Origin of the sequence: Emticicia fluvialis (genome assembly GCF_024793945.1) — a bacterium.
Classification (GTDB): Bacteria; Bacteroidota; Bacteroidia; order Cytophagales; family Spirosomataceae; genus Emticicia; species Emticicia fluvialis.
Genome location: NZ_JANUSD010000007.1, coordinates 97297 through 110187, shown reverse-complemented (window position 1 = coordinate 110187; position 12891 = coordinate 97297). Strand labels below are relative to the sequence as shown.

The 12891-nt window shown below is 41.1% G+C and carries 14 protein-coding genes; 7 read left to right on the top strand and 7 right to left on the bottom strand.

The window, feature by feature from the left end; genetic code table 11:
- Positions 1-7: 7 nt before the first annotated feature.
- Complete coding sequence (asnS, locus tag NZ848_RS09940; RefSeq protein WP_253530849.1) at positions 8-1435, bottom strand: asparagine--tRNA ligase; 1428 nt, start codon at positions 1433-1435, stop codon at positions 8-10.
- Between the two features lie 139 nt (positions 1436-1574).
- Between asnS and NZ848_RS09935 the strand changes: the two genes are divergently transcribed.
- Complete coding sequence (locus NZ848_RS09935; RefSeq protein WP_101724576.1) at positions 1575-2180, top strand: hypothetical protein; 606 nt, start codon at positions 1575-1577, stop codon at positions 2178-2180.
- 76 nt (positions 2181-2256) lie between these two features.
- On the opposite strand, the gene NZ848_RS09930 is transcribed toward NZ848_RS09935, so the two are convergent.
- Together NZ848_RS09930 and NZ848_RS09925 are read right to left on the bottom strand one after the other, a co-directional pair.
- Positions 2257-2421, bottom strand: coding sequence for an Arc family DNA-binding protein (locus NZ848_RS09930; RefSeq protein ID WP_253530845.1), 165 nt, complete (start codon positions 2419-2421; stop codon positions 2257-2259).
- The gene (locus tag NZ848_RS09925) at positions 2421-3272 is read right to left on the bottom strand and encodes an SPFH domain-containing protein (protein WP_259015366.1); all 852 of its coding nucleotides are present in this window, start codon (positions 3270-3272) and stop codon (positions 2421-2423) included. The genes NZ848_RS09930 and NZ848_RS09925 overlap by 1 nt, the downstream gene beginning before the upstream one ends.
- Positions 3273-3446: 174 nt before the next feature.
- Here NZ848_RS09925 and lysS point away from each other — a divergent pair, with 174 nt between their 5' ends.
- Genes lysS through NZ848_RS09910 form a run of 3 tightly spaced genes read left to right on the top strand, consistent with a single transcriptional unit; the run spans position 3447 to position 6069 of the window.
- On the top strand, positions 3447-5159 hold the full coding sequence (lysS, locus tag NZ848_RS09920) for a lysine--tRNA ligase (protein ID WP_259015365.1): 1713 nt from the start codon (positions 3447-3449) through the stop codon (positions 5157-5159).
- Between the two features lie 21 nt (positions 5160-5180).
- Positions 5181-5726, top strand: a complete 546-nt coding sequence (locus NZ848_RS09915) for an ADP-ribosyltransferase (protein WP_259015364.1) — start codon at positions 5181-5183, stop codon at positions 5724-5726.
- A gap of 1 nt (position 5727) precedes the next feature.
- The gene (locus NZ848_RS09910; protein WP_259015363.1) at positions 5728-6069 is read left to right on the top strand and encodes a hypothetical protein; all 342 of its coding nucleotides are present in this window, start codon (positions 5728-5730) and stop codon (positions 6067-6069) included.
- A gap of 51 nt (positions 6070-6120) precedes the next feature.
- Here the strand turns inward: NZ848_RS09910 and NZ848_RS09905 are convergent, their stop codons facing one another.
- Entirely contained in the window at positions 6121-8544 is a 2424-nt protein-coding gene (locus NZ848_RS09905) for an endonuclease MutS2 (protein WP_259015362.1), read from the bottom strand.
- A 156-nt stretch (positions 8545-8700) separates the two neighbouring features.
- Here NZ848_RS09905 and NZ848_RS09900 point away from each other — a divergent pair, with 156 nt between their 5' ends.
- The 3 genes from NZ848_RS09900 (at position 8701) to NZ848_RS09895 (ending at position 10292) form a co-directional block, all read left to right on the top strand.
- The gene (locus NZ848_RS09900) at positions 8701-9207 is read left to right on the top strand and encodes a PAS domain-containing protein (protein WP_259015361.1); all 507 of its coding nucleotides are present in this window, start codon (positions 8701-8703) and stop codon (positions 9205-9207) included.
- Entirely contained in the window at positions 9208-9432 is a 225-nt protein-coding gene (locus NZ848_RS21580) for a cysteine-rich CWC family protein (RefSeq protein ID WP_390890876.1), read from the top strand. It begins immediately after the preceding gene.
- Positions 9433-9599: 167 nt separating this feature from the next.
- Positions 9600-10292, top strand: coding sequence for a hypothetical protein (locus NZ848_RS09895; protein WP_259015360.1), 693 nt, complete (start codon positions 9600-9602; stop codon positions 10290-10292).
- A gap of 2 nt (positions 10293-10294) precedes the next feature.
- Here NZ848_RS09895 and NZ848_RS09890 read toward each other — a convergent pair whose 3' ends face one another.
- From NZ848_RS09890 to NZ848_RS09880, 3 genes are all read right to left on the bottom strand, one after another.
- The gene (locus NZ848_RS09890) at positions 10295-10492 is read right to left on the bottom strand and encodes a hypothetical protein (protein ID WP_259015469.1); all 198 of its coding nucleotides are present in this window, start codon (positions 10490-10492) and stop codon (positions 10295-10297) included.
- A 214-nt stretch (positions 10493-10706) separates the two neighbouring features.
- Positions 10707-12212 carry a glutamate--tRNA ligase gene (gene gltX / locus NZ848_RS09885; protein WP_259015359.1) on the bottom strand — a complete coding sequence of 502 codons (1506 nt, stop codon included), beginning with the start codon at positions 12210-12212 and terminating at the stop codon, positions 10707-10709.
- A 144-nt stretch (positions 12213-12356) separates the two neighbouring features.
- Entirely contained in the window at positions 12357-12872 is a 516-nt protein-coding gene (locus NZ848_RS09880; protein WP_259015358.1) for a DUF2480 family protein, read from the bottom strand.
- Positions 12873-12891 lie beyond the last annotated feature (19 nt).

The following is a 12891-nucleotide window of genomic DNA, read 5'->3' as shown; positions in this document are numbered from 1 at the left end:
GCAATAATTAAAATTCAGCACTCTTAGGTGTTCTCGGGAACGCAATTACATCACGAATGTTGGTCATGCCGGTTACAAACAGAACCAGACGTTCAAACCCTAAGCCAAACCCTGCATGCGGAGCAGAACCAAACTTACGGGTCTCCAGATACCACCAGATGTTCTCGGGGTCTATGCCTACTTCTTTCACGCGGGTTACCAGTTTTTCGTAGTCGTCCTCACGTTGAGAGCCTCCAATTATTTCACCAATACCCGGAAACAATACGTCCATTGCTCTCACAGTCTTACCATCTGCATCCTGTTTCATATAGAATGCCTTGATTTCACGTGGATAGTTGGTCAGAATAACCGGTTTTTTGAAATGTTTTTCTACCAGATAACGCTCGTGTTCCGATTGCAAATCGATACCCCATTCAACCGGATACTGGAATTTCTTCTCTTTATGCGCTTTTGATTTCAACAGAATATCAATTGCCTCGGTATAAGTTAAACGCTCAAACTGGTTATCAACCACAAAGCGTAATTTCTCAATCAAAGACATCGGGCTGCGTTCGTTCTGCGGTTTGTTTTTCTCTTCTTCCAACAGGCGTTTTTCCAGAAAAACAAGGTCGTCGGCGCAGTTTTCAAGCGCATACTGAATCACATTTTGCACAAAATCTTCTGCCAGTGTCATGTTGTCTTCCAGCTCGTAGAAGGCAACTTCCGGCTCAATCATCCAGAACTCAGCCAGGTGGCGGGTGGTGTTAGAGTTTTCGGCACGGAAGGTTGGCCCGAAAGTGTAAATTTTCGAAAGTGCCAGCGCGCCCAATTCTCCTTCCAACTGGCCAGATACCGTTAAGCTGGTTTCGCGGCCAAAGAAATCTTCTTTATAGTCAATATCTCCCGTTTCTGTTTTAGGAGGATTTTTAATATCAAGCGTTGTTACATGAAACATTTCTCCGGCACCCTCGGCATCAGACGCCGTAATGATGGGCGTATGCAGGTAAAAGAAGCCTTTATCGTTAAAATATTTATGAATGGCGAAGGCCAGCGCATGACGAATACGGAATACGGCTCCGAAAGTATTAGTACGGAAACGTAAGTGAGCTTTTTCGCGCAGAAACTCCATTGAGTGGCGTTTGGGTTGCATCGGAAAAGTCTCGTCGGCTGTGCCGTATACTTCTATTTTTTCTGCTTGTACTTCTACAGCCTGTCCTGAACCCACAGAAGCAATCAGTTTTCCGGTTATTGCCACGCAGGCTCCGGTAGTAACCAGCTTAAGCGTTTCTTCATTAATTGTATTTCCTTCTACTACTGCCTGAATATTATGGATGGTAGAACCGTCATTAATTGCTATAAATGTTACGGCTGCCTGCCCCCTCTTTGTACGCACCCAGCCTTTTACCGTTACTTCTTGTTGTACAGGTGTCTGTGTAAGTATTTCTTTGATTTGCATAAAAATAAAATCTTGTAATGAACCGCAAAAATAGATAAAAATAGCTAGTTATGCGTGGCATTTGTAGAAATAAAAACAAATTGTTGTTTAGTAAGTAAACAGATTGTTGTAACTTAGTTTCAATAAAATAGAAAGAAAGATGGTGCTTGAGACAACGAAAAAGACAGCTAAGAATAAAATTCCTGAGGAATTCATCTATGAAGTAATGGATGGAGAGCCGGTTTATTATAAAGGTTATAAGGAAGCTGTAAAAAAACAACTTAATGCTGAAGAAATAATGGGTAGCAGTTCACTACAATCTGAGTTGGTTAACTTTATACTTGAGATTATTCATATTTTTTATGATAAGAAAAAATACAGAATACATACGAATGAATCAGGTTTGAAGTTAGGATACAAAGATACCCTGGCAGGAGATATTCTGGTTTATGATAAACAGGTGCTTACACCAGATAAAATCACTACGAAATACTCAGATGTACCACCCAAATATATAATAGAAGTTGATACGAATGCCGATTTGAGTGAAACAAGCTTCATGGAATATCTTACACGCAAAACCGGAAAGCTATTTGAATTTGGTGTAGAGAAAGTTTTTTGGGTTGTTACGGCAACTCAACAGGTGATAGTGACTTCACCCAACGAAGACTGGCTGATTAAAGATTGGAATAAGGATGTAGAGCTTTTTGATGGCATTAATATTAACATCGGGAAGTATCTGGAAGAAGAAGGAATAAAGCTCTGATTGAAAATTCCCCTTTAGGGGCTAGGGGTACAAACATATTCAGGCAGGAGATACCAAAATGATACCTCCTGCCCGCTTACTCCTCATTCTTTTTGCTCTTTTTACGTTTTTTCAGAGCATCGTTCAAGATGTACTCTATCTGTCCGTTCAGGCTTCTGAATTCCTCTGCCGACCACTTCTCCAGTTCTTTCAGCACTTCAGGACTGATTCTTAATACAAATGCTTTTTTTTCGTTGGCCATCAGTTATACAGGGTTCCGGTATTTACCACGGGGCTCACAGATTTTTCACCACACAAAACTACCAATAAATTACTTACCATCGCGGCTTTACGCTCTTCGTCCAAATGTACAATTTCTTTTTCTGACAATCTGGCCAAAGCCATTTCTACCATTCCTACGGCGCCTTCAACAATTTGTTTACGGGCGGCTACCACTGCTGTTGCCTGTTGGCGTTGCAACATGGCGCCTGCAATTTCAGGGGCATAAGACAGGTGGCTAATACGCGCCTCCATTACCTCAACACCTGCCTGGGCAATGCGCTCGTTCAGTTCTTTTTCCAACATTTCGTTGATTTTCCCCGAGCCATCGCGAAGGGTAATGTTGGCGCTTTCGTCTTCTATGTTATCATAGGCATAAGAGCTGGCAAGGTGCCGCACGGCGGCTTCTGACTGAATATCCACAAATTTAAGATAGTCATCTACTTCAAAAACGGCCTTTGCGGTGTCGCTCACCCGCCATACCACCACGGCTGCTATCTCTATCGGATTTCCCATTTTGTCGTTTACTTTCAGCTTTTGTCCGTTCAGGTTTCTGGCACGCAGGCTTATTTTCTTACGACGAAACAACGGATTCACCCAGCGTAGCCCATTCTGTTTCATGGTTCCCATGTAGTCGCCAAAGAATGTAGTAACGGCTGCTTCGTTAGGATTAATTACCGTTAACCCAATAATAAGAATAAAGCCAGCCAGACCAACGATAATAGCCAGAATGGGCGCATAGGTAAAAAAGGTGAAGACGGGTACTATCATTAAAAGTAATCCACCTATCAGCAGCAGGTATCCGGATTGCGAGTAAAGTTCTTTCTCTTTCATAAGGGGTTTTTGTTTGATATTAAATTGATATCACAAAGATATTGAAATGCTCAAGATTGCCAAAAGAAAAAATGATGGGTGAGGGTTTTTACAGATAAACGGTAATTAATAATAATTGACATTTTATTTTTAACTTTGCGCCTTATAACGAATTGAAAATAAAAAGATAAAGCGATGGTTCTTAGCGAACAGGAAATTCTGCGCCGTCAGAAAAGACAAGATTTAATGGCTATGGGCTTTGACCCATACCCGGCCGAGTTATTTGAGGTAAATGTAAACACTGCCGATATTCATAAGAATTACGAAAACAATAAGTTAGACTATAAGAATGTTTCTATCGCCGGCCGCCTCATGAGCTTCCGGATTATGGGCAGCGCCTCATTTGTTGAATTGCAGGATTCAACAGGCAGAATACAATTGTACTTCCGTCGGGATGATTTGTGCCCGGGTGAAGACAAGACTTTATATAATACAGTTTTCAAAAAATTACTTGATATCGGTGATATCATTGGCGTGAAGGGTTTTGTGTTCACTACCCAAACCAATGAGATTTCAATACATGTAACAGAGTTCAAGATTCTGAATAAATCGTTACGCCCGCTACCGGTTGTAAAAGAGGTAGACGGTAAAGTGTATGATGCCTTCTCAGACCCAGAACTGCGTTACCGCCAGCGTTATGTCGATTTAATAGTAAACCCGCATGTAAAAGATATTTTCATTAAAAGAGCCAGGGTTATCAGCACCATGCGCCAGATGTTTGATGAAAGAGGCTGGCTGGAAGTAGAAACCCCGATTCTGCAGCCTATTCATGGCGGGGCAGCAGCTCGCCCGTTCAAAACGCATCATAATACACTTGATATGCCGCTGTATATGCGTATTGCCAACGAATTATACCTGAAAAGGTTGATAGTTGGTGGCTTTGACGGTGTATATGAGTTTGGCAAGATGTTCCGCAATGAAGGTATGGACAGAACCCACAACCCTGAGTTTACCTCTCTGGAATTCTACGTAGCCTACAAAGACTACGAGTGGATGATGAACATAACGGAAGAAATCTTTGAAAAAGTAGCTTTAGCCGTGCATGGTACTACCAGATTCAAATCGGGTGAACACGAACTCGATTTTGCCGGGCCGTTTGCCCGTTTAAGCATTCTGGAAGCTATTGAAAAATACACGGGCGTTGATGTGGGCACGTTATCGGAAGAAGAAACCCGCCAGTATTGCCGCCAGTGGGGAATGCAAATAGATGATACTATGGGTAAGGCCAAGTTGATAGATGAGATTTTTGGTGAAAAAGTTGAAGCTAATCTCATTCAGCCTACGTTCATTATCGATTATCCGGTTGAGATGTCGCCATTAACCAAGAAGCACCGTACAAAACCGGGTCTGGTTGAGCGTTTCGAACTGTTTGTTAACGGCAAAGAAGTTGCCAATGCGTACTCTGAGTTGAACGACCCGATTGACCAGCGAGAACGTTTTGAAGAACAATTGAAATTGGCCGAACGTGGTGACGAAGAGGCAATGGCGATGGATGAAGATTTTATCCGTTCGTTGGAATACGGAATGCCTCCAACCGCAGGTATCGGTATTGGTATTGACCGCCTGACCATGATGCTGACAGATAATGCCAGTATTCAGGAGGTATTGTTCTTCCCGCAGATGCGCCCTGAGAAAAAGCAGGAGGTATCAACCGAGGCAGATTATGAAGCCATTGGCGTGCCGAAAGTCTGGATTCCTGCCTTGCAGAAAATGGGCTTTTTAATGACAGACCAACTGAAAGGAGCCAACGCTAACAAGATTTTCAATGATTTGGGAGGTTTGAGAAAGAAACTGAAAATTGAAGAAAAAATGCCAACGCTTGATGAAGTGAAGGTTTGGGTGGAATAATAGACAAACATTTGCCTTTATATGACTTTAGAAGAGTTTGCAAATGAATATCTTGAAAAAGAAATCAGAATAGTTGAGCGTTTCAGTAATGAATATCCTTTTTTGTCAATACACGAAAAGGCTGTTATTTATAAATATACCGAAGATGGTTATGAAAGCCTGAATGAGCAATTGAGAGTTAGCAATGGTCTGAATATTAGTGAGTTTGGAGTACATTTGAAAAACGCTTTAGACAAAATTCCTTCAGAATTTAATCTTGCATTCAGAGGTGTAAACTTAAACAAATCTCAACTTAAATCTTATTTAGAAGCATATCATAGTGGCGAGCTTATAGGAGAGCATAGTTTTATTTCAGCAAGTCTCAATGAAAATCTGGCTTGGGCTTTTGGGAGGGTTAGATTTACGATTCTTAGCAGAAATTGGAAAAATATTAGCATAATCGCAAAACATTTAGACGAAAAAGAAGTAGTTTTATGTTATAATAAAAAGTTTAAAGTTCTAAGCTATGATTCCGAAAATGGATACTATGAGATTACCTTAGAAGAAGTAACTTTAACTGAAGACTGATATGGGAGTAAGTACTAAAGAATATAGAAGTGAAAGTCTAAAAGATATTAATGAGAGTTTTAATCTTCATCTTACACCATATGTAAATGAAGAGAACAAAGATTTTCGAATTTCTATCGTAAATAATACTCTTGACCAAGTAAAACGTGAATTAAGTAAAAGTGGCCTTTCGAATACTGAAAAAATAGACCTGATTAATTTTTTCCAAGAGCTTAATAGAATATTAGAGCGTCTAAATAACAGTGGGAATGAAGAATTTATAACTCAAAATTCTGTTTTAGAAGAAGACCCGGCATATCATTTGCATAAAAAATCTCAGTCTGCTTTTGGGAAAGTAGAGTAAACATATAAAATAAAACGAATAAGGCTGTCCCGCGAGACAGCCTTATTCGTTTTATTTCATCCTCACAATAGTTACCCCCTGCCCGCCACGGTCGGCGTGTTCGTCGGCCATGCCTGCTACCTGTTTGTAGCTGCGCAGGTGCTGGCGTATCAGAGTTCTTAGAATACCATCGCCTTTGCCGTGAATGATTCGTAATTCGGGATACCCCAACATAATGGCATCGTTCATCAGGCTGTCTACCTCACCTAGTGCCTCTTCGCCGCGTTTGCCCCGTAAATCAAGGTTAAAGCTGAAATTCATCATCTTTTCGTTCAGGTCAATTCCGCTCATTTTGGGCTTGATGCTCTCTTTCACGGCTTCCTTAAACTCTTTACGGCTCAGTTTCTCCAGCCTGTTCAGTTTTACATTAGTTTTCAACTCTCCAATGGCTACCTCGGCATCTTTGCCTTTCATAGATAGTAACTCTCCTACGGCTGTCTGCCCTTTAATTCTTACGAAACTTCCTACTGTTATAGCCTCTTCAACGGTAATCCATTCTTCTGATGCTGGCTTGGGTTCATCTACCTTTTCGGGTTTCAGCTCCTTACTTTCAAAGTTTTGTAGTTCCTGGCGGATAAGCCTTGTTAAATCCTTATCAGCCTTGCCTTCTTTTATTTCTTTAATCGTACTTTCAATCTTGCGATTAGTTTCTTTCAGCAATTCTTTAGCCTGTGCTTTGGCGTCGTTCAGAATCTTCTTTTTCTCAGTTTCCAGAAAACTCTTCAGGCCGTTATATTGCTCAAGCGTGTTTTTTAACTGTTGGTTTTTCTCAATAAACTCCTTGTTTCTGTCAGCAAACACCTTACGCTCAATTTCAAGCTCTTTAATCAGCTTCTCGAAATCAATCTGCTGGGTGCCTAATTTGCGCTTGGCGTTATCTACTACCTGCTTGGGTAAGCCAATTTTCTGGGCTACCTCCAAAGCAAAAGAGCTACCGGGTTTGCCAATTTCAAGTTCATAGAGCGGTTCCAGATGTTCGGCATCAAACTTCATGGCGCCGTTGATGGTTCCGCTGTTTTTATTGGCAAAAACTTTCAGGTTGGTATAATGCGTATTAATAACCCCGTAGGCCTTTGCGCGCAGTAGCTGTTCAAGAATCGATTCTGCAATAGCTCCACCCAGGCTGGGTTCAGTTCCGGTTCCAAATTCGTCAATTAAAAACAAGGTAAACTTGTTTGAGAAATTGACAAAGTGCTTCATGTTTGTGAGGTGCGAGCTATAGGTACTGAGGTCGTTTTCTATGCTCTGCTCGTCGCCTATATCAATGAATACATTCTTGAATATGCCCACTTTTGAATCGGGCGATGCGGGTACCAACAGGCCACATTGTGCCATGTATTGCACCAACCCTATGGTTTTAAGCATGACCGATTTTCCGCCGGCGTTTGGCCCGGAAACCAGCACTATTCTATTTTCATGGTCAAGTTTTATTGACAGCGGTACAATAGATTTATTGAGTTTCTGATGTGCCAGATACAACAATGGGTGGGTGGCTCTGTACCATTCCAAAGCCTGGTTTTCTACCAGCAGGGGAGCAGTACCATTGATGGTCAAGGCAAACTTAGCCTTGGCTCTGATAAAGTCTATCAGGCCTAAAAACAGATAGGCCTTACGCAGAGCAGGCACATGGGGCCGAAGAAAAGCGGTGAGTTTCTCCAGTATTTTTACTATCTCACGGCGTTCACGGGCTTCCAGCTCCCTTATTTCATTATTGGCCTCCAGCACTTCGGCAGGTTCAACAAATGCCATTTGTCCGGTTGCAGACTCATCGTGTACAAAGCCTCTCAGCTTGCGCTTGTGTTCAGACAGAATCGGAATAACCATCCGGCCATCGCGGATTGTCAAAGACATATCATCGCCTATCCAGCCGCTATTACGTGCAGTGCGTAAAATCCGTTCAAGGGTTTTTCTTAGCTCGCTTTGTTCAGCTATGAGGCGTCGGCGAATATCAGCCAGTTCAGGTGATGCTGAGTCACGCACCTTGCCTCTTTCGTCAATAATCTTATCAATCTGAGATATTACGCTTCCCCAGCCGTCATCGGCCGAAACGGGTAACGAATTAGCAGTAAGCAGTTTTAGCTCGGGGTAGATAGTATCTTCTTTAGCTTTAAAGAAATGTATAATCTGTTGAATAGTGCGCAGCGAAAGTTTTATTTCAAAAAACTGGTCTTCGCCTATAAATGCGCCTTCAATAGATGCACGCGCCAGGGCGTCGCTTACATCAATGTAGTTTTGCTCCGGAAAACCCGGTTCAACCTGCAATATCAGTTTAAACTCTGCAGCTTGTCTTATTAAACGGTCAATCAGTTTATAGTCGTCCGAAAAACGAATTTTTTCAACAAAAGCCCGCCCAAGCGAGCTGATACATTGTTCAGCAATGAGTTCACGAATTTTATCAAACCCTATTTTTTGTTCTATGTTTTGTGGGTAAAGCATTTTTTTATTTAAAAACAGATACAAATTTACTAAATTTTCCGGTCTTTAACAGGTGAAAGGCCTGTTGAGACCTGTTTTATGGAGCCCAAAGCCATTATTTAAAAAAAATTTAAACATTTAAGTTCAACAAATGGTATAGTCTTAAAAAATAAGTCAATGTTTAATCTACCACTTTTTTCAAGAGAAGATTCTCAAAGTAAACCCGTTTTTGCTCCATTGCTTTGTTGGGATATCGCCAGTATCAACATGAGCCAAAGGTTAGAAGTGCATCAGGATATGACCGAACTGGATGAGTTAATGGTATTAAACCAATGGCAACCTGATAGTGATTATAAGTCGTATCTGATGGAAAATTACGCCTTGATAATTACAGACGTATCAAAAGCAATTGTTTGGGCAAGCAGAGCTTTTGTAGCCATGACCGGCTACGAAAAATGCGAAATTATTGGTAAAAAACCTACGTTTTTGCAGGGTAAAAGAACACATAAGCCTACCAGAGAGCTAATTAATGATAGACTGTCTAAGTTTGAGCCTCTAAAAGCCAGAATATTGAATTACCGGAAAAATGGTGAGACTTACTGGTGTGGGCTGAGTATTGCACCGTTGCGAAATCAGGATAATATTGTTACACATTTTATTGCTATTGAAAAAGAGGTAAATTAATTGTCGCACCTTTCTACAACATATCCGTCGCAGGTCTGCCCCCGCTGTCAGCAGCCATTTACTTGTCTGGCATCAGAAATCAACAATTGCGCTTGCAAATCCATTCTCCTTTCTGATGCTTTGATAGCAGAAATTGGTATAATGTATAGCTCCTGCCTTTGCATTAAATGCCTTGAAACTTTAAAAAAAGAGCAAAAACCTGCATCATGGGTCAATAATAACTGAGGTTATTCATTTTTTTTGATTGAGGCCTCTTTTTTATTGGCGTGTATTAATTTTGGTTCAGTTTTTGTTAAACAGGTAATAGTGTTTATGTAATATAAGATTGATTAATTTAAAATTGAGGCTATTGTCTAACTCTGGTTTCAGTTTTAGTTAATTTTTGTTCATACATGATAAGGCTTATTCCTGTTGCTTTACTACTAGCTATTGAGTTGTTAATTTTTTATCAGGTAAATCCTGCTTTTGCCTATCCTTTCAGGGGCTTAATACATCTGTATATAGCTTACTGGTATTATTCGGCAAGGAAGTCGGTACTTACTCTGACAGACAGACTATTTATTGTGTCATGTCTGATACCTGCCTTTACGCCCATTCCTATTTTTTTATTTGGTTTTACCTGGGGTACGTTGGTTGAGGTAGTTCTGCTTCTGGTGAGTTATCAGCTGCTTATCAAGATTTATAGGTTAGAGGGCGCAAGAATAAAGCTCACTAATAACTTAAGAACATTTATAAGGGTTGTAGTACCCTTTGTTCTTTTTCCGCTTGTTTACTTTGTTATCAGTATCTTTAATATCCACAGATATGACGTAGTACTGATTCTATCTGTTTACCTGCTGCAGATTATGTATATGTCTGTTTTATCGGCTTACCTGCCGTTTGAAGAAAAGAGCAAACTGAGCATAACCATGGGCATGTTTTTTATTATGTTTGCCAGTGGAACCAGTTTTCATAGGGTATATATTACCCCTTTTGCGTTTGATTACGGCATAGTAAGAATTGCTGCCAACCTGGGCAGAATATTGCTCGTAACAGGATTGCTGAATCGGGCTTACAGGAAGCCTGTATTTGGCCGGCGAAATTAATTCTACTGTTCTGTGTCTTTTTTTCGGTTACGAAGTTTTTTGTCGTCTACAGTATTATTCAGGAAACTATTGATTTTGTCTATCTCAAAGCTCATCTGTATTTCGCCGAAAGAGTTTATCTTGATATCAAATCCATTTAAATCTTTATGAACACGTGGGTTTTCGGCCTGAGACTTATCGTCTGATTTCTTCTTTGCCATTTGGTAGAAATTTATGGGTTTTAACTTAATTAAACCTGTTTTTAACAATTTTGTTCAATTGCTACTGCTGTGCAATCTTTAAGCTACTTTTATTTGGCAAAACAGCATTTTTAAAATTAACTCAATAAAGATATGCATCCATGCAAATTTGAATTGAGTTCTAATTAAAGTTTTATGCGTTTCAAATATCAGAAACGCACAAAACCTCATTGTATTATCCGAGTGTTACAATGGCTTTTTCTATTCTGGCAATTACTTCGGCTTTGCCCAGTATTTCAAGAATAAGCATTAAATCGGGCCCTTTGCCAACGCCTGTAATTGACAGCCGGAACGCCTGCATTACCTTGCCGGGTTTTAGTCCGGCTGCCTCAAGTGCAGGAAATATAGTGTCATGAATTTGTTGCGCAACAAATTGCTCTTCTGCCATGCTTTGTATGGCTTCTTTAATGGCGCTCATGGCCTTTTTGGCGTCATCATTCCATTTGCTTTTCGCAACCTCTTCATCATACGCAGCCGGAGTGGCAAAGATATATGGCACCTCTGTTACAATTTCCTGAGGGAATGTAACACGGTCTTTCATGAGTTTAACCAGCTTAGTGGCAATGCCGGCAGAAGTACCGGCAGGAAGCTGAATAATGTTTGCCAGTTCCTCATCCGATTTCTCTTTCAGGTAATGCTGATTAAACCATTTGGCTTTGTCAACCATGAAGCGGGCACCGGCTTTGTGTATTTTTTCAAGGCTGAACGATTCAATTAATTCGTCCATCGAGAAAATCTCCTGTTCCGTACCCGGGTTCCAGCCCAGAAACGCCAGAAAGTTAATCAGCGCTTCGGGGAAATAGCCGTCTTCTCTGAAACCTCTTGCTTCTTCGCTGGTAAATGGGTCTGTCCATTTTAGCGGAAAAACCGGAAAATTGCCTAACAAACCATCACGTTTGCTTAGTTTGCCGTTTCCTTCAGGTTTTAAAAGTAATGGTAAGTGCGCAAACTCAGGTGCCTGCCAGCCAAAGGCTCTGTATAACAAGATATGAAGCGGGGCAGAGGGCAGCCATTCTTCGCCACGAATCACATGGGTGATGCCCATCAGGTGGTCGTCAACAATATTAGCCAGGTGATAAGTAGGCATTCCGTCTGACTTAAGCAATACTTTATCGTCGATAGTTGATGAATGTACTACCACCCACTCGCGTATAATATCCTTAAAACGGATTTCTTCTTTCAGTGGTACTTTCAGGCGTATCACGTAAGGGTCGCCTTTTGCAATTCTCGCTTCTACTTCTTCTTTCGGAAGCGTCAGCGAGTTTTTCATCTGCATGCGCGTAACTGCATTGTAAGAGGTATTATCTACCTTGGCCTCTTCCAGTTTTTTGCGCATTTCTTCCAGTTCGTCGGCTGTATCAAAAGCATAATAGGCTTTCCCTGATGCCAGCAACTGGTCTGCATACTGGCGGTAAATGGCTTTTCTTTCTGATTGTCTGTAAGGCGCATCAGGCCCGCCAACGCCCTGGCCTTCATCAATGTTAATGCCTATCCAGTTTAAGGCTTCCAGAATGTACTCTTCTGCTCCAGGTACATAGCGGGTCTGGTCGGTGTCTTCTATGCGAAGCAACATCTTACCACCCATTTTGCGGGCAAACAAATAATTATACAAAGCCGTGCGGACCCCTCCGATATGGAGTGGGCCGGTGGGGCTCGGAGCAAATCTTACACGAACAGACATAGTTTTTTGCAATGAATTTCTAATTTCCCCGAATAGGGTATGAGGGTCTATATGACCAAAAATTTAAAACGGGGCGCAATTTACGAAAAAATGCAGGCCAATGGTTTAATTTTTTTTAAATACCCAACAATACAATTGCTGAATTTAAACCCTGGTTTTTTTGTACAAAGGCACTGTGCTGCATGGTTCGCCAAACATAATGCTTTGGGCTACAGGCTTTAAGCGGCGGGTTATCTCTACATAGGCCGTTGTTGGTACGCTTACCTTGCTGCAGCCTTTTACTACTACTTTGGCGCCTTCGTACTGGCTGAAGTCTATTTTCCTGATGGCCTCGTCATACAATTTATTTTCAAGGTCAGTTAATGTGCCAAATACAATTAAATGAGCATAAGGCTCTAAATGAACGGCCAGCAGCATATAGGCCCAGGTAGGTATTATGGCGTCTTCAGTACAGGTAATAGCTACATTTTTGTTGGTGTAATAACTCCAGTCGTGGGTTTTCAGAAACTCTCTGAAATCTTTCTCGCGGAGAATCAGACCCATATATAAATTATCTTTGAGGTCGTAGACAACCCTGTCGCCCGGGTGATAAAAATCTTCAAGGTCCAGAGAAACCAGTCCGCTTTTGCTTACCCGGTTTACGATTACTTCTTCTTCCATAGTTATAAAATAAAAAAGT

Bases quoted from the DNA above. Each gene is read 5' to 3' on its own strand.
- asnS (WP_253530849.1), bottom strand. From the start codon at position 1,435: ATGCAAATCAAAGAAATACTTACACAGACACCTGTACAACAAGAAGTA.
- NZ848_RS09935 (WP_101724576.1), top strand. From the start codon at position 1,575: ATGGTGCTTGAGACAACGAAAAAGACAGCTAAGAATAAAATTCCTGAG.
- NZ848_RS09930 (WP_253530845.1), bottom strand. From the start codon at position 2,421: ATGGCCAACGAAAAAAAAGCATTTGTATTAAGAATCAGTCCTGAAGTG.
- NZ848_RS09925 (WP_259015366.1), bottom strand. From the start codon at position 3,272: ATGAAAGAGAAAGAACTTTACTCGCAATCCGGATACCTGCTGCTGATA.
- lysS (WP_259015365.1), top strand. From the start codon at position 3,447: ATGGTTCTTAGCGAACAGGAAATTCTGCGCCGTCAGAAAAGACAAGAT.
- NZ848_RS09915 (WP_259015364.1), top strand. From the start codon at position 5,181: ATGACTTTAGAAGAGTTTGCAAATGAATATCTTGAAAAAGAAATCAGA.
- NZ848_RS09910 (WP_259015363.1), top strand. From the start codon at position 5,728: ATGGGAGTAAGTACTAAAGAATATAGAAGTGAAAGTCTAAAAGATATT.
- NZ848_RS09905 (WP_259015362.1), bottom strand. From the start codon at position 8,544: ATGCTTTACCCACAAAACATAGAACAAAAAATAGGGTTTGATAAAATT.
- NZ848_RS09900 (WP_259015361.1), top strand. From the start codon at position 8,701: ATGTTTAATCTACCACTTTTTTCAAGAGAAGATTCTCAAAGTAAACCC.
- NZ848_RS09895 (WP_259015360.1), top strand. From the start codon at position 9,600: ATGATAAGGCTTATTCCTGTTGCTTTACTACTAGCTATTGAGTTGTTA.
- NZ848_RS09890 (WP_259015469.1), bottom strand. From the start codon at position 10,492: ATGGCAAAGAAGAAATCAGACGATAAGTCTCAGGCCGAAAACCCACGT.
- gltX (WP_259015359.1), bottom strand. From the start codon at position 12,212: ATGTCTGTTCGTGTAAGATTTGCTCCGAGCCCCACCGGCCCACTCCAT.
- NZ848_RS09880 (WP_259015358.1), bottom strand. From the start codon at position 12,872: ATGGAAGAAGAAGTAATCGTAAACCGGGTAAGCAAAAGCGGACTGGTT.